Genomic DNA, 16,524 nt, shown 5'->3' with positions numbered 1-16,524 from the left:
ACTTTGAAACGTGGCACGTCGAAGACGGCATGCCCGACATGCGCGCGGTCAGCTGCTCGATTGTGCTGACCGACAACTACGAGTTCAACGGCCCGCTGATGCTTGTACCGGGCTCACAGAAATGGTACATTTCCTGCCCCGGCGAGACGCCGAAGGACAACTACAAGTCGTCCCTGCAGAAGCAGGAAAGCGGCGTGCCGGACAACGACAGCATGAGCTGGCTCGTGGACAAGGCCGGCGGCCGCATCGACCGCGCCACCGGCCCGGCCGGCTCCGTGCTGTTCTTTGACTGCAACACCATGCACGGCTCATCCGGGAACATTTCCCCGTATGCGCGCAGCAACGTGTTCTTTGTATTCAACTCCATCGAAAACAAGCTCACCCACCCGTTCTCCGGCCAGTCGCCGCGTCCGGAATTCCTGGCGAACCGCGAGAACATTCAGCCCATCACACCAAAACCAGAGAAACTAACAGATATCCCATCCACTACTACCTCTAAAACAAAAACAAAATCATAAATAAACTGCTGCGGTTGACCTCCCCGCAGCAGTCTTTTTTTATTATTTTTTATAAATACCCTGGCTTTCCGCCATTTGTTTTGCTGCACGAGGCGCAAGCCACAGTGTCGGCAGCAGAATAATAGAAACCGGAACAGCCGTTACGACAATAAAAGACTGCAGGGCATCTACGCTGCCTTCTCCAATAAATAGAAGACAGGCTGCTGCCCCGCCCATTGCCGCTACCCAGAAAACGCGGACAACTGAATGAGGCTCATCTCTACCGCTAACTACCATGGAAATCGTATAGGCCATCGAGTCAGTCGTAGTAATAACAAACAAAATAGTAACGAGAAGAAAACCAAATGTCAGGACACCTGCTAATGGAAGCTGCTGAACAATCGCCATCATTGAAGCCGGCATCCCTCCTTCATATAATGGATCCGATACAGAGCCGGGCCTGTTCAGTTCGTAAAAAACCCCCGTTCCTCCTACAATCGTAAACCAAAAATTAGTTACTACCGGGGCAATAACCGCCACTGATAACACGAGCTGACGTATCGTTCTTCCTCTTGATATTTTGGTAATAAAGATAGCCATCATCGGTCCGTATCCGAGGAACCATCCCCAGAAAAAAATAGTCCAAAGCCCAAGCCAGTCATCGTCGCCCCGAAATGTCGCCATGCGTGGGAACTCCTGAACATACACTCCAAACGAAGATATAAACATATCAATAATAAAGCCGCCCGGCCCGGCCAGCAGAATCGCTGCGATAAGAACGACTGTAAACCAGACGTTGAAGCTGCTGAGCCACTGAATGCCTTTATGGACTCCTGTTACCGCGGAAATGGAAGCAACAATAACCAGGCCGGCAATAATAGCCAGCTGGACCGGATACTCATTAGGAATACCCATAAGCGTTTCCATACCATATCCTGCCTGCGTTCCTAAAAATCCAATAGGTCCAATTGTTCCAGCTGCTACAGCAATAATAGAGCAGATATCTACAGTTGATCCGATCCAGCTTTTTTCCGCAATTCCCCTGCCGAATATTGGATATAGTAACGATCTTGGCTTCAAAGGCATGCCTTTTTCATAGTGGGCATGCATTAAAACAATAGTACTCAGCGTACCTAGTACCGCCCAGGCAAGAAAGCCCCAGTGCAGATAACTCTGGGCAAGTGCCGGAGCAGCAGCCTCCATAGAAGACCCTTCTATTCCCGAAAATACTGGTGGAAGTTCCATAAAATGATAAATAGGTTCAGCCGCTGCCCAAAAGACACCGCCTCCTGCCAGCAGGGTACACATAATAATAGATAGCCATTTTCCCGTTGCAAATTCCGGAGCATTTTTATTTCCCAGCCTTACTTTTCCATATGTAGAAAATGCTAAGTATAACGCTGTAATAAACGTACCCAGCAGCAGAAGCTGCCAAAATCCGCCAAACCAGGCTGCAGCCCATCCGAAAGTAACGTTTACGAAACTTCCAACCGCATCCGGATTCCAAACCGAGGCAATAATAAACAACACGAGCAGACCGCCGCTCACTCCAATAACCGGCCAGTCATTCTGCTTCATGGATGAAGATTTTTTTGTATTCATTCTATTCCCGCTTTCTCTCTCTATTCTAAACACTAATGAGCTATCGTAATAGATACGGCTTTTTCCGTCAATAAATTTATCTTTTGCATTTCCTTTTACAATTTGGAGTGTAAAATTCTGTAGAAAGTGGTACAGTACACTTTGCACTAAAAATAGAATGCGGGGATGATATATGAACATACAACGCTTTATGCCCAGACCAATTCGTAAGCTCTTAAGCTTATCGTCACATCAATTAAAATATGAATTACGATCAAACCTCTGGTTTATCTGCGTCATATATGCACTTATAGGAATAGGTATTGCTGGAATAGCCTACTGGATCGATATTTCCAGTCAGTACGGGGAGTCAGCCCCTGCCTTTTTCTCAGCAGGCTACTCTCAGACAAGTACAATTGTAAGTTCCCTTATTGCAGGGAGTATTACATTGAACGCGTTTACGCTGAACTCTATTCTCGTCGTACTTACGAACTTCTCCGGCCAGTTTACGCCGCGGATGCTCGTTACGTTTGTAGCAGATAAACGGACCCAGCATGTTCTGGGAATGTTTAACTTAGTATTTGTATTTATTTTAATGGCGTTTTTCCTGATCGACGCCAATGTAGAAACATATGTTGCTTTCCCTACCTTAACGATTATCTTTATGTTTCTTGGGCTTGCTACTTTTATTTACTTTCTAAACCACGCAGTAAACTGGATGCAGGTGCCTAACCTGACGCTTAACATGAAAAATGAATCCCAGGAACGAATTCTGGCTACTTTAGTGCAGGATCTTGAACCCTACCGCACAAAGGAACCGAACACCTCCGTCGATGAACTGCCGGAAACGGACAAAATGTACATCGCCGCGGACGGTGCCGGCTTTGTACAGATTATCGATTACCGGCGGATGGTTTCCTACGCGGAAGACCATAACCTTGTCGTGAAACTGGAAAAGCGAATCGGTGATTTTGTGCTCGAAGGCATTCCTGTTGTAAGTTACTGGAAAAAAGATAACACACCGGTTGATGAAAACGCTCTGCGCCGGTTTATTTTTCTCGGGTCAAAGAAAACGGAAGTTCAGGATATTGAGTTCGGTATTAACAAACTAAAAGAAATAGCGATCAAGTCAATTGGAAACGATGATCCTAACACGGCTTCCAACGCTATTTACCAGCTTACAGACCTGCTGCTCTCCATTTCCAAAATCACCCGCTTCACTCCTTATTTGACGGACACGAATAATGATCTGCGGGTTATTATTGAAGATGAATCGTTTGATTATTATCTATATGCTGCTTTAGCACATATAAGTATTTATGCAAAGTCAGATCCAATCATTACCAATGATGTACTGGAAGCTTTAGCGCTTCTTACCGAATCGGTAGCCGGAGAAAATCATGATATGTGCTGGAACTTCGCAGCAATGATTGCCCGCGGTTATATAAGTCCGTTTGTATTTGAACACAACGAAAAAAGATTTTATGCAAGTCTTCGCAGTATATCTGAGACAACGGATAAGCGTGAAGAATACAGAAGCCTCGAAGAAGAACTACGTGCGCGCCTGACTCCAGATAACGAATAACCAGAAGCAGCCGGCCGGCTGCTTCTTTTTCTATATTGCGAGTTCCGGCATTTCCTAGTATGATAAGTAGTATTGCCATAGTTTTCTGACAACAGATGAGAGAGGATGTATAAAAATGGGAGATAAGAAAGACCTCCGTATCCGCAGTAAAGTAATCAGCGAAGGTGCGAACCGCACGCCAAACCGTGCCATGCTCCGCGCTGTAGGATTCAAAGACGAAGACTTTAAAAAACCGATGATTGGTATCGCAAGCACATGGAGCGAGGTCACCCCGTGTAATATACATATCGATGGCCTTGCCCGGGAAGCAAAAAAAGGCGCTGCCCAGGCCGGCGGTGCTCCCATGATATTTAATACTATTACTGTATCTGACGGTATTGCGATGGGCCACGAAGGCATGCACTATTCCCTTCCAAGCCGTGAAATCATTGCAGATTCTATGGAAACCGTGACCAGCGCTGAACGCCTTGATGGGGTTGTAGCAATCGGCGGCTGTGACAAAACGACGCCGGCTTCCCTGATTGCACTTGCCCGTCTTAACCTTCCAAGTGTGTATGTATACGGCGGCACCATTCAGCCGGGAAAACTGAACGGAAAAGACGTAGACATTGTTTCTTCCTTTGAAGCCGTAGGACAGCACCAGCAGGGCATCATCAATGATGAAGAGCTTCATCAGGTGGAATGTAACTCATGTCCCGGCGCCGGCGCGTGCGGAGGCATGTACACAGCAAATACAATGGCAGCCGCAGTAGAAGCACTTGGTATGAGCATACCTGGATCTTCTTCTACTCCTGCTATCAACAAATATAAGGAAACAGAATGCCAGCAGGCTGGAGAGCTCGTTATTCAGCTGCTGGAAAAGGATATCTATCCAAAAGACATCATGACGAAAGAAGCGTTCGAAAATGCGATTACGGTCGTTATGGCGCTCGGCGGATCTACCAATGCCTTCCTTCACCTGCTTGCCATCGCTCATTCTGCCGGAGTTGATTTATCCTATGATGATTTTGAAAGAGTACGTAAACACGTTCCGCACCTCGCTGATTTAAAACCAAGCGGCCGCTATGTTATGCAGGATCTTTATGCAGTCGGCGGAGTGCCCGGCGTAATGAAAATTCTTTTGGAAAATGGGCTGCTTCACGGCGACTGTCTGACCGTTACAGGCAGAACGCTTGCTGAAAATCTGGCAGACGCGCCTGACCTCACTGAAGGACAGGACGTCATCCGCGCCTTTGATAATCCGTTGAAACCAAACGGCCCGCTTGTCGTATTAAAAGGGAATCTTGCTCCGGAAGGCGCTGTAGCCAAAATGTCCGGCCAGAAAATCAGCCGCTTTGAAGGCCCTGCACGCGTATATGATTCAGAAGATGATGCAACAAAAGCAATCATGGATGATGACATTAAAGAAGGTGATGTTCTCGTTATCCGCCATGTAGGACCAAAAGGCGGACCGGGTATGCCTGAGATGCTTTCCATTACTTCTATGATCGTCGGACGCGGACTCGGCGGCAAAGTCGCCCTTTTAACAGACGGCCGTTTTTCCGGCGGCTCGCACGGATTCGTTATCGGCCATGTGGCTCCTGAAGCACACACCGGCGGTCCAATCGGCCTTCTTCAGGAAGGTGATATCGTTACGATAGACAGCGAAACACAGGAGATTAACTTTAAGATTACAGACGAAGAATTCGAAAAGCGCCAGAAAGCCTGGACAACACCTGAGCTGCCGGCCAGAATCGGTACGCTGGCCAAGTATGCTAAGCTCGTTTCAAGCAGTGCCAAAGGCGCCGTCACCGATTTGGATTTGTAATATATTAAATGGCAGGGTCCGTCAGAGGATGGTTTTTCTGGCGGTCCTTTCCTTTTGTAAAAGGAGAGACATGCAGTGGCTAAAAAAAAGACATCCGCTTCTACTAAATCAAAACGTTCGCCAAAGCTTCTTATCGTTATTATTGCTGCGCTTGCTGTAGTAATGGCAGCCATTCTATTTGTTGGTAACCTTGAACCTTCCGCTTCCGGGGACATTGACCTGGAAGGGCAGCCGGTCAAGGGAGAAGAAAATGCCGTTTCTATTGTAGAGTTCGGCGATTATAAATGCCCGGCCTGCAAAAATTTTCATGAATCCATGGTTCCTATGATTGAACAGGAGCTCGTAGAAACCGGTGATGCTTCTTTCACCTACATGAATTACCCATTTTTAAACGTGGATTCCAGCCGTGCGGCACTTTATGCCGAAACCGTTTACGGAGAGCTTGGAAATGACACGTTCTGGGAATTTCATGACCGCCTGTTTACTGAACAGGATCCGGAAGCCGAGTCCCAGGACTTTTTCACAGAAGAACGCCTAAACAGCATTCTGGAAGAAATCGTATCAGCAGATGAAGCTTCACAGGTGTCAGAGGCATTTCAGGCTGAAGAATATGAAGATGCCCTTGAAACAGATACTGACTATGTCTCTGAACTCGGTGTACAGAGCACGCCTACGCTGTTTGTAAACGGTGAACAGTTTGAGGGCGGTTCGTTTGAGGAACTGCGCGACATGGTAGAGGAAGCAGCGAATGAGTAAGGGAATTCTCCTTGCCTGGATTGTTTCTATTTCGGCGGTACTCGGGAGCTTATATTTCAGTGAAGTCCGCGGCTTTGTACCGTGCGAGTGGTGCTGGTATCAGAGAATTTTAATGTATCCCCTGCCCGTCCTGCTCGGTATTGGTTTATTCCGGGAGGACCGCGCCGTAAAGATTTATGCGCTTCCCTTTGCTGTACTGGGAATCGCCGCTTCCCTCTTTCATTATGCCCAGCAGAAAATTCCCTATTTCGCGAGCCTCACCTCCTGCTCGGATGGCGTGCCATGCTCCGGTGAATATATTAATATGCTTGGGTTTATTACGATCCCGCTTTTAGCATTTACCGCTTTTTCTATCATCACAGCAGCACTGCTGCTTTCCAAAAAATAAGCAATACAAAAAGGAACCTTCTATTGCAGAGGGTTCCTTTTTCATGTCGTTTATTTGTTGGGGCCGCGCTATTCCACAGATTCCGTTCCTTTTTCTTTTGTCTTCCATTGATAGTAATTATACAGCAGCTGTATTATAGACAATAGAAAATGCGCTGATAAAAGAATGACAATCACTATTACATCCCAATCCGCTGCAAGATAAACAATAAACAAAATAAGTGCCAGAATGGGAAGCATAATTATCGTTCTTATCATTTTTCTGCGATAAGAGAGCCGAAAGTAATTAAACATATACCCTTCATCTACTTTTTTCCTATTTCTAAAACCTAGAGAAATAAAGAATAAAATTACTAAAGAAACCAGTAAATAAATAATAAATTCTTCCAGTACCAAAGTTCTTCTCCCCTTTTCGGCTTTACGTTTCCTATATGTATTTCCCTTTTATTTGGAAACAGCTGTTTTTCAGTTTATCATACTTCTTATCTGAAAAAATCAAAAAACTGAGCTCTCAGAGAGAACTCAGTTTTGCTGTTATTCAGAAACGCTTTCCTGGATTTCATCTGCCATCATCGAAACGGAGGTCAATCCGCCGCCGCTTAAATACCAGACTTCCGGATCAAGATACGTTACATTGTCGTTCTCTACTGCCTGCGTTCCCTGCATTAATTCGTTATCAAGCACCTGTTCGGAAGACGATTCTCCTCCAACAACGGCTCCTCTATCCACTACAAATAAATGTTCCGGATCCTGTTCTGCAACGTATTCAAATGATACGTTCTGGCCGTGGCGGGTGTCCGCTTCAATATTCTCATCAGCCGGGGTAAATCCGAACTCGTCATGGATCAGGCCGTATCTGGACCCCGGTCCAAACGCGCTCAGGCTGCCGTCATTAGCAAGTACAACCAGCGCTTCTCCATCGGTTTCTTCCGTCTGCGCTTTTACTTCTTCAATCTGGTCCTGGATGGCCGTAACTTCTTCTTCTATTTCTGCTTCTTTATTAAATACCTGGCCAAGATTGTTCATGCTCTCTTCGAATGAAGGCATGTAATTGGCAGCATCTACAGCTGAATAAAGCGTAGGAGCAATCCCTTCAAGCTCTTCGTAAGCCTCTGCCTGTCTGCCGGAGATTATGATCAGATCCGGATCGATTTCATTAATTTTCTCAAAATCCGGCTCCTTCAGCGATCCCACATTCTCATAATCGTCTCCTTCATACTTTTCCAGGTAGGAAGGCAGACTGTCTTTTGCTACACCGGCTACTTCAATATCGAGCTTGTCCAAAGAATCAAGTACTCCATAATCAAATACGACGACGGTTTCCGGTGTGCCTTCTACTGTGGTTTCTCCCAGCTCATGCGTCACGGTTATCTCTTCCGATGAATTTCCTGAGGCTTCACTTTCTTCTGCACTATCTTCTCCGCTGTTCTCTTCTGCCGATCCGCTTCCGCATGCTGCCGTAACCGCTGCTGTAAAAGCAAGCATCATAACTAAAAATATGTTTTTATTCATTTTATATCCCCCTGTATAGTATGTGTGCATGAACTTTTCAACTATGTTTTACAAGCCCGCTCAGTATTCCCCCTTTCCGGCTTTTCCTGACTCGCAGATTTTAGGAAAAGTACACACAGATTTTGTTGTCGTTGATCGTCTGAATCGGCATTTCCATTTCGTAAATTTTCTTAAGGACGTCACTTTGCATCATAGCCTCCTTCGTTCCTTCGCTGATCACCAGGCCATCTTTCAGGGCTACGATATAGTCGGAGTAGCAGGAGGCAAAGTTAATGTCGTGAATGACGATAACCACCGTTTTATTCAGGTCTTTTACGAGGCGCTGCAGCACTTTCATAATCTGGACGGAATGTTTCATATCCAGGTTATTGAGAGGCTCGTCGAGCAGGATATACTCGGTGTTCTGGGCAATGACCATTGCAATGAACGCACGCTGTTTCTGACCGCCGCTCAGTTGATCAAGGTACATATCTTCCATATCCTTGAGTTCCATGTATTCAATCGCCTCTTCTATATGAAGCCAGTCTTCTTTTTTCAAACGACCCTGCGAATAGGGAAAGCGTCCAAAACAGACTAATTCTTTTACGGTCAGACGGATATTAATGGAGTTGGCCTGTTTAAGAATGGATACCTTTTTTGCCAGTTCATTGCTGTTGCACGTGCTCACTTCTTTGTCATCAATCCATACGTTTCCTTCATCCGCTTTGATCAAACGGCTGATAACGGAAAGCAGGGTGCTTTTTCCGGCTCCGTTCGGCCCGATAAAGGAGGTGATTTTCCCTTTCGGTATTTTCAGCGAAATGTTTTCTATGACGTTTTTTCCACCATACTGCTTAGTAATGCCCTGTACTTCTACCATGCTTTATTCCTCCTCAGTAATAAATAAATGAAATAGACGCCGCCGATAAAATTAATAATAACGCTGACCGTAGTGGAGAAAGTAAATATTCGTTCGACAATAAACTGTCCGCCGACAAGAGCAATTATGCTGATTAATACGGAACCGATAATAAGGGCACCGTGTTTATATGTTTTCAAAAATTCGTGTGCTACGTTAGCTACAAGAAGCCCGAGAAACGTCATCGGACCGACCAGCGCGGTAGCAATCGCAATCAAGACAAATATAATAATCAAAAGCCTTTTGACTACACGGTCATACGGTACTCCAAGATTTACCGCATGATCCCGGCCGAGGGACAAAATATCAAGGTATTTGGAAAAGCGGAGAAAATACAGGCTGCAGAGTAAAAGCAGCAGCGCAGACAGCCAGAGAATGTCTGTGTTTACGTTATTGAAGCTTGCAAACATGCGGTCCTGAATCGTCATGAATTCGTTTGGATCAATCACCATCTGCATGAACGACGACAGGCTGGAAAAAAAGGTACCGCAGATAATACCGATAAGCAGTAAAAAATAGATGTCATTCGGTCCTTCCCGCTTGAACAGCAATTTATAAAGAACAAACGAAAAAAACACCATCATTGCTACGGAAAGCAGGAAGTTCAGCTCCCGGTTTAATAATGCCTGGCTGGTGGAGCCGAGAAAAAAGATAAAGGAAGTCTGCAGCAGCATATACAAAGAATCGAGCCCCAGTATACTTGGTGTCAGAATCCGGTTGTTGGTGATTGTCTGAAATACCATCGTGGCAAAAGCAATAGCCGCACCTGTTAATACAATCGCGAAAAGTTTTTTCCCGCGGCTGGGGAGAATATAGTCCCAATTCCCATTGGCTCCCACTACCATAAACAAGACAATCAGAACTAAAGCTAATGCAGCAAGGATGGCGAGTTTTGGTTTATAGCCCATAATGCCTTCTCCTCACTAACAGGTAAATAAATACAGCACTTCCTATCACACCAACGGTAAGGCCTATAGATATCTCATACGGGAAGATAATCAGCCTGCCCAGAATGTCGCAGAACAATACGAAAACGGCTCCGAGCAGAGCAGTGTGATGGAGGCTTTTCTTTAAATGGTCTCCTAAGTATATGGTGACGATGTTTGGAATAATTAATCCCAGGAAAGGGATAGCCCCTACAATAAGTACAATCACGGATGTGACCATCGCTACAATAATGAGCCCGATGTTAATGACCTGGCGGTAATTCAAGCCAAGATTTACCGCAAACTCCTCCCCCATCCCCGCTACCGTGAAACGATTGGCAAAAAAATAAGCCAGCAGCAGTACAGGCAGGGCCAGATAAATCAATTCATACTGGCCGCCGATGATCAGGGAAAAATCGCCGAACATCCAGGAATTCATATTTTGGATAAGATCATTCCGGTAGGCGAAAAAGGTCGTTACCGATCCAATAATATTCCCAAACATCAAACCGACGAGCGGAATAAAAATAGGATCTTTAAACTGGACTTTCTCCAGAATCTTCATGAATACAAACGTGCCGGCCAAAGCGAATAAAAAGGCGATGCCTGCTTTAAAAAGCGGGGTTGCGGCCGTGAAAAACATCAGTGATACTAAAATACCGAGGCTGGCGGAATCAAGCGTTCCCGCTGTCGTTGGAGAAACGAATTTATTTCTCGTCAGCTGCTGCATGATCAGCCCGCAGATGCTCATGCTCATGCCGGCAATAATAATACTCGCAAGCCTGGGTATTCTGCTTACCGTCAGTGTCTGCCACTGATCCTCGGTCATGGTGAACAAATCAAGCGGAGTTAGATCACTCACTCCAATAAATAAAGAAACAAAAGATAAAACAATCAATGCGACAACTAAGTACCATATTTTCATGCCATCAAACTTTCTACGTACAGACCATATTCTGTATTCTTTTTTATTAATAATGATATTCATTATCAATTAGGAACACTTTTCATTCTATCGCATTTTTACAGCCTGTCAATAACCGGTCAGGTGTTTTTTGAAAAAACACCTAAAAAAAAGCCGCCCGGGGGGCAGCTTTTCTTTCTTTAATCTCCAAAATAGTGAGCAGGTGTTCCTTTTACATCAACACGGACTTTAAAAAGACCGCCTGCCTGGGGCTGTTCTTTTTTCTGTTCGTCATCCAAAGCAGAGCTTCCTGTCGTAATGTACAGATCTTTGAGGTCTTTTCCCCCGAAAGTACACGAGGTCGTAACAGAGACAGGTACTTTTATTTTTTCCAGAGCGTTTCCGCTTTCAGGGTCCCAGCGGATCACCTGCCCTTCCCCAAAGTGGGCAATCCACAGCTTTCCTTCGGAATCAATGGTCATCCCGTCCGGCGGCCCTTCTTCATCCGGCACGACAAATGCAACTTCCGGATCGTCCGCTGTTCCTGTGAGCGGATCCATGTTCATCGCATAGATTGTCTTCGCTGGCGTATCGATAAAGTACATTAACGAGCCGTCTTCCGACCAGGCCATGCCGTTGGAAATAGTTAAATTGTTTACGACAGTATACACCGAATGATCGGAATGAAGACGGTAAAGAGAGGCTTCGCCTTCTTCCTGGTCAAAAGACATTGTGCCTGCCCAGAAACGGCCGAATGGATCGCACTTGCCGTCATTAAAACGATTATTCGGCTTGTGCTGTTCCGGATCATGAATCGCTTCTAATTGCTTAGTATTTAAATCAAATTCATAAAACCCATGCTGCATGGCCAATATAAGACCGCCGTCCCGTTTGGGCACTGCGGCTCCTATGTACTGATCGAGCGGGATAGTTTCGTTTTTATTTTCTGCCGGATCATATATCATCAGTTTTTTCCCTTCGATATCGACCCAGTACAGCACCTCAAGCTCTGCATTCCAGCTTGGCCCTTCCCCCAGTTCTGCCTTTTCATCGACTACACATTCTGCTGTTTTCATAACACTTCACCCTTTTCCTTCTTTTTGTTTATGTTCCCCTCTCCCTTTCTGCTAAACCTTTATATTAAATGCGTCTGACATGCTCGTTAAATACGCTGCTCCAATAGCCTTCCTCCAGGCTTTCCACTGCAGCTCCCGTACTTTCCTGAGCGCCGATATATTCTCCATTTCCTATATAAATGCCTACATGACCGTCTTTTTTGTACGTATCAAAAAACACAAGATCCCCGGTCTGCATCTCTTCCGGAGAAATCCGCTCACCCTTATGTTTTAGTGTATCCGTAGTGACTCCACGCATGGACCCCAGCTTCATTCCTTCTTGTTCAAATGCCCAGTGCACAAAGCTTGAGCAGTCAAAAATACCTTCTTCCCGCTCTGCTTCAGTTCTGCCGGCTCCAAATTCATATTCTGTGTTTCCAATTTGTGCAGCTGCGGCTTCGATTACGCTTTCCCGGTCTGACTGACTCCAGTCTGCAGGCGGTTCTGCTTCAAAGGAACAGCCTGCCAGCCCGAGAAAGACTGCTGCATATATCATCACGAAATAACGGGACATCATATGCTCCTTTATTTTTTATTTATCTTTCCAGTATAATACAACTATTTCTTTTATTTCTATCAAACTGGTTTCTCTTTTTGCTTTAAACTGCATCCATTCTCCTTCATACTGGAAAAAAGCTGTTTTTACCACTTTCCCGGAAAGGGCTGACCGCTGTTGAACTTTCGTTCGATTTCTATCTACCAGTTACTTCTTCAGCTTATGAGGGCAGTAGCCGTTGTTTCCTCCAGTGCGGTCGCTGTTCTGTCTACCATGCTTCCGTTATTTATTTATTATGCTTTTTCTTTTTCTACTTTATTTTTTACTATGCTTTTTTTATTGGCAGGAGCGTTTGCGGTGCACGGCGTATTAACGCATGCTTTTAATGATTACAGCGATCACCTCTCCGGAACAGACACGTTGAGCCCTGCTCTGCTCTCTGGAGGAAGCCGGGTGATTCAGGAAGGACGTATTTCCCCTGATGCTCTATTAACGCTTGGAAAAGCACTTGCCGGCCTTCTGTTAATTGCCGCAGCGGTTGCTGCTATTTTTGGATTTATTCCTGTTGCTGTTCTTTTGGTTGTTGGTGTATGGGCCGCTGCTTCTTATTCGCTTCCGCCTTTTCAGTTCAGCTACACTCCTCTGGCCGGGGAATGGCTGAGCCTGTTTCCTTCCATTTTTGTTCTGGGACTCGCCGGTCCATGGCTTATTCTTGGAACCGTTCCGGAATGGGGTTACCAGAACGCAGCGGTGAACGCTCTTTTATGCCTGGCCTGGGTAATGGTTCATCATATTCCGGACCAGAAAGCAGACCGCCAGGCCTCTCCTGTAAAAAATACAACCGTTGTATGGGCAGTTTCACGGTTTGGACCGGCTGCGGCGAAAGCCCCTGCACTGCTTTATTTAATATTGGCTGCCGGCTGCGCCCTCTGGATCGGAAGTGACCGGATATGGGCTGCTGCCGGATCTTTAATATTCATTGGCCTTTCCCTGCTGCTGGTCTGGAAAATGAATGTTCATGATGTTCAGCAGGTGACTCAGCATGAAAAATGGCTGCTTCTTCTTGCAATGGCTGCAGCGATCTGGCTCGGCCTGTTTATTTAAAAGCACATAAAACCCGCCGGGCAGCCCGGCGGGTTTTAATTACTTACTGCTGTTTTTTTATTTCTTTTTACTGCTTTTTATTTCTTTTTTTATCTGCTTTTTTAGATCTTTCTGCACATCTTTTACCAGCTTCTCTTTATACTCATCCGTTAACTCTTTACGAACTTGATCTATTACATCCTGTTTTACCTGATCCAGAATATCTTTTTTAAGTTCATTTTTCAATTCTTCTTTAATATCATCAACGAGCTGACTTACCGAGCTGTCAGGCAGGAAGGATTTTTTCTCATCATCTTCTGTTTCCTCTTCGTCCTCTTCCTCTGATTCTTCTTCGTCCTCTTCCTCTGTTTCTTCTTCGTCTTCTTCCTCTGATTCTTCTTCGTCCTCTTCCTCTGATTCTTCTTCGTCCTCTTCCTCTGATTCTTCTTCGTCCTCTTCCTCTGTTTCCTCTTCGTCCTCTTCTTCTGTTTCCTCTTCGTCCTCTTCTTCTGTTTCCTCTTCGTCCTCTTCTTCTGTTTCTTCTTCGTCTTCTTCTGTTTCCTCTTCGTCCTCTTCTTCTGTTTCTTCTTCGTCTTCTTCTGTTTCCTCTTCGTCTTCTTCGTCTTCTTCTGTTTCCTCTTCGTCTTCTTCGTCTTCTTCTGTTTCCTCTTCGTCTTCTTCTTCGCTGCTTTCAGAGGACTGTTCTTCTACAAATTCTATAATATCATCGATAATGTCTGATTTCTTTTTTGAACTTAATTCCATGCCGCTGTTTTCCGCCAGTTCTTTTAACTCTTTTACACTTAGCGTTTCCAGGTCGATTTCTTCGTTTTCATCATCCTCGTTTGTAATTTCTACGATGGCGTTTTCTCTCTTTTGACTCATTCTTTATTCCTTCTTTCGCGATAGTTGTATTTATTCTTCTTTTTTCAGGGTTTTGCTTCTTGGACGCAGGCTGACGCGCTGATAGGAAACAACTTCTAAATCTTTATTAATTTTTGTTTCGTATACTCCGAGAAGCATGTCTTTTGCATATTTTTTCATGTATTCTTCTTCTTCAATTACTTCCACTTCCACATCCCAGCCTTCTTCGTGGGCCGCTACTGATGTTATTTTAAAAGGGGGAAGAATATTCGTCGTAAAAAAGGACTGGATGGTATCCAGAACCTGGCCCATGGAAGCTTCTTCTTTTTTCGTACTTGATTTCGGCTTCACATTTAACTTTTTAGCACTGCTTTTGTTGGAAGCTTTAGCTTGATCTGCGATAATAATCTCCTCCTGCTCTTGAAAATAAAAACGTGTGCTTTTTATTTATTCGGATGACCTTTGATTAAGAACGTCTGTCCTAATCGATACCCTTCCTAATCTATATTCAATCTTTTTTATGCATAATTAATATGTTTTCATCAATAGGTAAAATTTTACAAAGAAAAAAGCTATGCTCTAAGCACAGCTTCCTCCTTATCCCTGCGTACTATCCTCTGCCTGGATAGCTTCCGCTTCGTCAAATTCCACGTCTATCTGCATTTCCTGATAATTATCGTCCAGCTGGAAGTTATTTACGCTCTCGTTCATCAGCTGCAGCTCGTTGGACTGCGGCGTTACGTCCAGATCGGGAAGCACCTGTCCCAGTTCGAGCAGAGCCTCTTCATCTTCGACTTCTCTTTCTTCATCTCCACGGGAGTCTGAAATCTCCGCCTGCGGATCACCATTGTTATAATCATAGGAAACATCATATTCCCCGTATTCATATTCTACTTCCATCTCAAAAGAAGTATAGCCGAGTTCATCATACCAGGCCGCCTCTTCCAACTCTGAATCATCATCACTTAAAGGCTGGCTTTCTATGCTCGGTCCGCTTTCATCAGACCCGCAGGCTGCCAGTGCAAAAGGCAGGCTGGCTGTCAGCAAAAATAGTCCCGTTTTTTTCATTCTGCATCCCCTCTCTTATCTGCACATCCTTTCCCTGAAAACAGCTATGCAAAACAAAAAAGGATGCCGGGAGCCGGCATCCTTTCTATTTAGTATGTATGGTGGAGATGGTGGGATTCGAACCCACGTCCAGAGATATCGCCACTTGAGCTTCTACGAGCGTAGTCGCTATATTATATTTCGCCTATGCTTCAGCCTAGCAACAGGCTTCAGCACAGCTAGCCTGATTAGTCTCTTCAGCCGACCTCAGGCGGAGATCGGAGCTGCGTAGCCCACTATTAGGTGAGACCCCAAATCACTCGACATGGGCGATCGAGTGCGGGATCCGCATTAGTCAGTTATTATGCTGCTACTGCGAGGTTTTCGTTAGTTTTGCCAGTTATTATTGGCGTGGCCATTTTACGAGATTGCCTCTCGGCTCGCAACTCAAGCTCAACCTATCCCTGTCGAAGCCAAGTCATCCCCATGGGAATAAGGAAAAGAAATGAATCTTTTCCTTAGAGTAATTATATTATCATTCTTTCCCCGTGTTTTCAATAGAAAAGCCTTATTACTCGCCTTTCATGCGGGAACGGATCGCTCTGTCCATTTCGCGCTGCGCGTCTTTTTGCTTTAAGGTTTCCCGTTTGTCATACTGCTTTTTCCCTTTGGCGAGGCCGATTAATACTTTCGCCTTTCCCCGCTTAATATACACTTTCAAAGGAACAATCGAATAACCCGGCTGCTGGCTCTGGCCGATCAGCTTATTGATTTCCCGACGGTGAAGCAGCAGCTTTCTCGTGCGGAGCGGATCATGGTTAAACTGGTTGCCATGTTCATACAGGCCGATATGGGCATTGTGGAGGAATAATTCTCCTCCATCAATTTTCCCAAAGCTGTCCTTTAAGTTCATACGGCCTTCACGAATGGCTTTTATTTCGGTTCCTTTTAAAGCAAGTCCGGCTTCGTACGTTTCTTCAATAAAAAAGTCATGGCGGGCTTTCTTATTCTGGGCAAGCACTCTTCCCTCTGTCTGCTGAGCCATGCGTCCATCCCCCCTGTTCTC

Annotated in this window: 18 protein-coding genes and 1 other RNA gene; 6 read left to right on the top strand and 13 right to left on the bottom strand. The window is 45.2% G+C overall.

Features of this window, described 5'->3' with window-relative positions; genetic code table 11:
- On the top strand, positions 1-518 hold a 518-nt coding region (locus ATL39_RS04060; protein ID WP_211326964.1), incomplete at its 5' end, for a phytanoyl-CoA dioxygenase family protein.
- Between the two features lie 42 nt (positions 519-560).
- Here the strand turns inward: ATL39_RS04060 and ATL39_RS04055 are convergent.
- Positions 561-2,099, bottom strand: a complete 1,539-nt coding sequence (locus tag ATL39_RS04055; protein WP_120191984.1) for a BCCT family transporter — start codon at positions 2,097-2,099, stop codon at positions 561-563.
- 172 nt (positions 2,100-2,271) lie between these two features.
- On the opposite strand from ATL39_RS04055, the gene ATL39_RS04050 reads away from it, so the two are divergent.
- From ATL39_RS04050 to ATL39_RS04035, 4 genes are all read left to right on the top strand, one after another.
- A complete protein-coding gene (locus ATL39_RS04050) occupies positions 2,272-3,663 on the top strand; it encodes a DUF2254 domain-containing protein (protein ID WP_120191983.1) in 1,392 nt (463 codons plus the stop codon).
- A 115-nt stretch (positions 3,664-3,778) separates the two neighbouring features.
- The gene (gene ilvD / locus ATL39_RS04045; protein ID WP_120191982.1) at positions 3,779-5,470 is read left to right on the top strand and encodes a dihydroxy-acid dehydratase; all 1,692 of its coding nucleotides are present in this window, start codon (positions 3,779-3,781) and stop codon (positions 5,468-5,470) included.
- A 75-nt stretch (positions 5,471-5,545) separates the two neighbouring features.
- Positions 5,546-6,226: a DsbA family protein gene (locus ATL39_RS04040; RefSeq protein WP_245960910.1), complete on the top strand. Its 681-nt coding sequence runs from the start codon at positions 5,546-5,548 to the stop codon at positions 6,224-6,226.
- On the top strand, positions 6,219-6,614 hold the full coding sequence (locus ATL39_RS04035) for a disulfide oxidoreductase (RefSeq protein WP_120191981.1): 396 nt from the start codon (positions 6,219-6,221) through the stop codon (positions 6,612-6,614). Before ATL39_RS04040 ends, ATL39_RS04035 begins: the two co-directional genes overlap by 8 nt.
- Before the next feature lie 68 nt (positions 6,615-6,682).
- Here the strand turns inward: ATL39_RS04035 and ATL39_RS04030 are convergent, their stop codons facing one another.
- From ATL39_RS04030 to ATL39_RS04000, 7 genes are all read right to left on the bottom strand, one after another.
- Positions 6,683-7,009, bottom strand: a complete 327-nt coding sequence (locus ATL39_RS04030; RefSeq protein WP_120191980.1) for a hypothetical protein — start codon at positions 7,007-7,009, stop codon at positions 6,683-6,685.
- A gap of 138 nt (positions 7,010-7,147) precedes the next feature.
- Entirely contained in the window at positions 7,148-8,125 is a 978-nt protein-coding gene (locus tag ATL39_RS04025; RefSeq protein WP_120191979.1) for a siderophore ABC transporter substrate-binding protein, read from the bottom strand.
- Positions 8,126-8,225: 100 nt separating this feature from the next.
- On the bottom strand, positions 8,226-8,984 hold the full coding sequence (locus ATL39_RS04020) for an iron ABC transporter ATP-binding protein (protein ID WP_120191978.1): 759 nt from the start codon (positions 8,982-8,984) through the stop codon (positions 8,226-8,228).
- Complete coding sequence (locus ATL39_RS04015; RefSeq protein WP_120191977.1) at positions 8,978-9,931, bottom strand: iron chelate uptake ABC transporter family permease subunit; 954 nt, start codon at positions 9,929-9,931, stop codon at positions 8,978-8,980. The genes ATL39_RS04020 and ATL39_RS04015 overlap by 7 nt, the downstream gene beginning before the upstream one ends.
- On the bottom strand, positions 9,921-10,874 hold the full coding sequence (locus ATL39_RS04010) for an ABC transporter permease (RefSeq protein WP_120191976.1): 954 nt from the start codon (positions 10,872-10,874) through the stop codon (positions 9,921-9,923). The genes ATL39_RS04015 and ATL39_RS04010 overlap by 11 nt, the downstream gene beginning before the upstream one ends.
- Positions 10,875-11,053: 179 nt before the next feature.
- Complete coding sequence (locus tag ATL39_RS04005) at positions 11,054-11,929, bottom strand: SMP-30/gluconolactonase/LRE family protein (protein ID WP_120191975.1); 876 nt, start codon at positions 11,927-11,929, stop codon at positions 11,054-11,056.
- Between the two features lie 64 nt (positions 11,930-11,993).
- Positions 11,994-12,485, bottom strand: a complete 492-nt coding sequence (locus ATL39_RS04000; protein ID WP_120191974.1) for a C40 family peptidase — start codon at positions 12,483-12,485, stop codon at positions 11,994-11,996.
- Between the two features lie 156 nt (positions 12,486-12,641).
- On the opposite strand from ATL39_RS04000, the gene ATL39_RS03995 reads away from it, so the two are divergent.
- Complete coding sequence (locus ATL39_RS03995; protein ID WP_245960909.1) at positions 12,642-13,568, top strand: prenyltransferase; 927 nt, start codon at positions 12,642-12,644, stop codon at positions 13,566-13,568.
- 57 nt (positions 13,569-13,625) lie between these two features.
- Here the strand turns inward: ATL39_RS03995 and ATL39_RS17340 are convergent, their stop codons facing one another.
- The 5 genes from ATL39_RS17340 to smpB form a co-directional block, all read right to left on the bottom strand.
- Positions 13,626-14,432, bottom strand: coding sequence for an AAA family ATPase (locus ATL39_RS17340; protein WP_170146828.1), 807 nt, complete (start codon positions 14,430-14,432; stop codon positions 13,626-13,628).
- Between the two features lie 30 nt (positions 14,433-14,462).
- Positions 14,463-14,762, bottom strand: a complete 300-nt coding sequence (gvpO, locus tag ATL39_RS03985; protein ID WP_245960908.1) for a gas vesicle protein GvpO — start codon at positions 14,760-14,762, stop codon at positions 14,463-14,465.
- 246 nt (positions 14,763-15,008) lie between these two features.
- Positions 15,009-15,479, bottom strand: a complete 471-nt coding sequence (locus ATL39_RS03980) for a YusW family protein (protein ID WP_120191973.1) — start codon at positions 15,477-15,479, stop codon at positions 15,009-15,011.
- Between the two features lie 99 nt (positions 15,480-15,578).
- Positions 15,579-15,944, bottom strand: a transfer-messenger RNA (tmRNA) gene (ssrA, locus tag ATL39_RS03975).
- Between the two features lie 85 nt (positions 15,945-16,029).
- Positions 16,030-16,503 (bottom strand): SsrA-binding protein SmpB, encoded by a 474-nt coding sequence (smpB, locus tag ATL39_RS03970; RefSeq protein WP_120191972.1) that lies wholly within the window; start codon positions 16,501-16,503, stop codon positions 16,030-16,032.
- Positions 16,504-16,524: the final 21 nt, after the last annotated feature.

This window comes from Sinobaca qinghaiensis, from assembly GCF_003610495.1.
Lineage (GTDB): Bacteria > Bacillota > Bacilli > Bacillales > Marinococcaceae > Sinobaca > Sinobaca qinghaiensis.
The sequence above is the reverse complement of the archived record's forward strand: the minus strand, read 5'-3'. Positions and strand labels throughout refer to the sequence as shown.

Excerpts from the sequence above, each read along its gene's own strand:
- ATL39_RS04055 (WP_120191984.1), bottom strand. The coding sequence starts at position 2,099 with ATGAATACAAAAAAATCTTCATCCATGAAGCAGAATGACTGGCCGGTT.
- ATL39_RS04050 (WP_120191983.1), top strand. The coding sequence starts at position 2,272 with ATGAACATACAACGCTTTATGCCCAGACCAATTCGTAAGCTCTTAAGC.
- ilvD (WP_120191982.1), top strand. The coding sequence starts at position 3,779 with ATGGGAGATAAGAAAGACCTCCGTATCCGCAGTAAAGTAATCAGCGAA.
- ATL39_RS04035 (WP_120191981.1), top strand. The coding sequence starts at position 6,219 with ATGAGTAAGGGAATTCTCCTTGCCTGGATTGTTTCTATTTCGGCGGTA.
- ATL39_RS04025 (WP_120191979.1), bottom strand. The coding sequence starts at position 8,125 with ATGAATAAAAACATATTTTTAGTTATGATGCTTGCTTTTACAGCAGCG.
- ATL39_RS04020 (WP_120191978.1), bottom strand. The coding sequence starts at position 8,984 with ATGGTAGAAGTACAGGGCATTACTAAGCAGTATGGTGGAAAAAACGTC.
- ATL39_RS04015 (WP_120191977.1), bottom strand. The coding sequence starts at position 9,931 with ATGGGCTATAAACCAAAACTCGCCATCCTTGCTGCATTAGCTTTAGTT.
- ATL39_RS04010 (WP_120191976.1), bottom strand. The coding sequence starts at position 10,874 with ATGAAAATATGGTACTTAGTTGTCGCATTGATTGTTTTATCTTTTGTT.
- ATL39_RS04005 (WP_120191975.1), bottom strand. The coding sequence starts at position 11,929 with ATGAAAACAGCAGAATGTGTAGTCGATGAAAAGGCAGAACTGGGGGAA.
- ATL39_RS04000 (WP_120191974.1), bottom strand. The coding sequence starts at position 12,485 with ATGATGTCCCGTTATTTCGTGATGATATATGCAGCAGTCTTTCTCGGG.
- ATL39_RS17340 (WP_170146828.1), bottom strand. The coding sequence starts at position 14,432 with ATGAGTCAAAAGAGAGAAAACGCCATCGTAGAAATTACAAACGAGGAT.
- ATL39_RS03980 (WP_120191973.1), bottom strand. The coding sequence starts at position 15,479 with ATGAAAAAAACGGGACTATTTTTGCTGACAGCCAGCCTGCCTTTTGCA.
- smpB (WP_120191972.1), bottom strand. The coding sequence starts at position 16,503 with ATGGCTCAGCAGACAGAGGGAAGAGTGCTTGCCCAGAATAAGAAAGCC.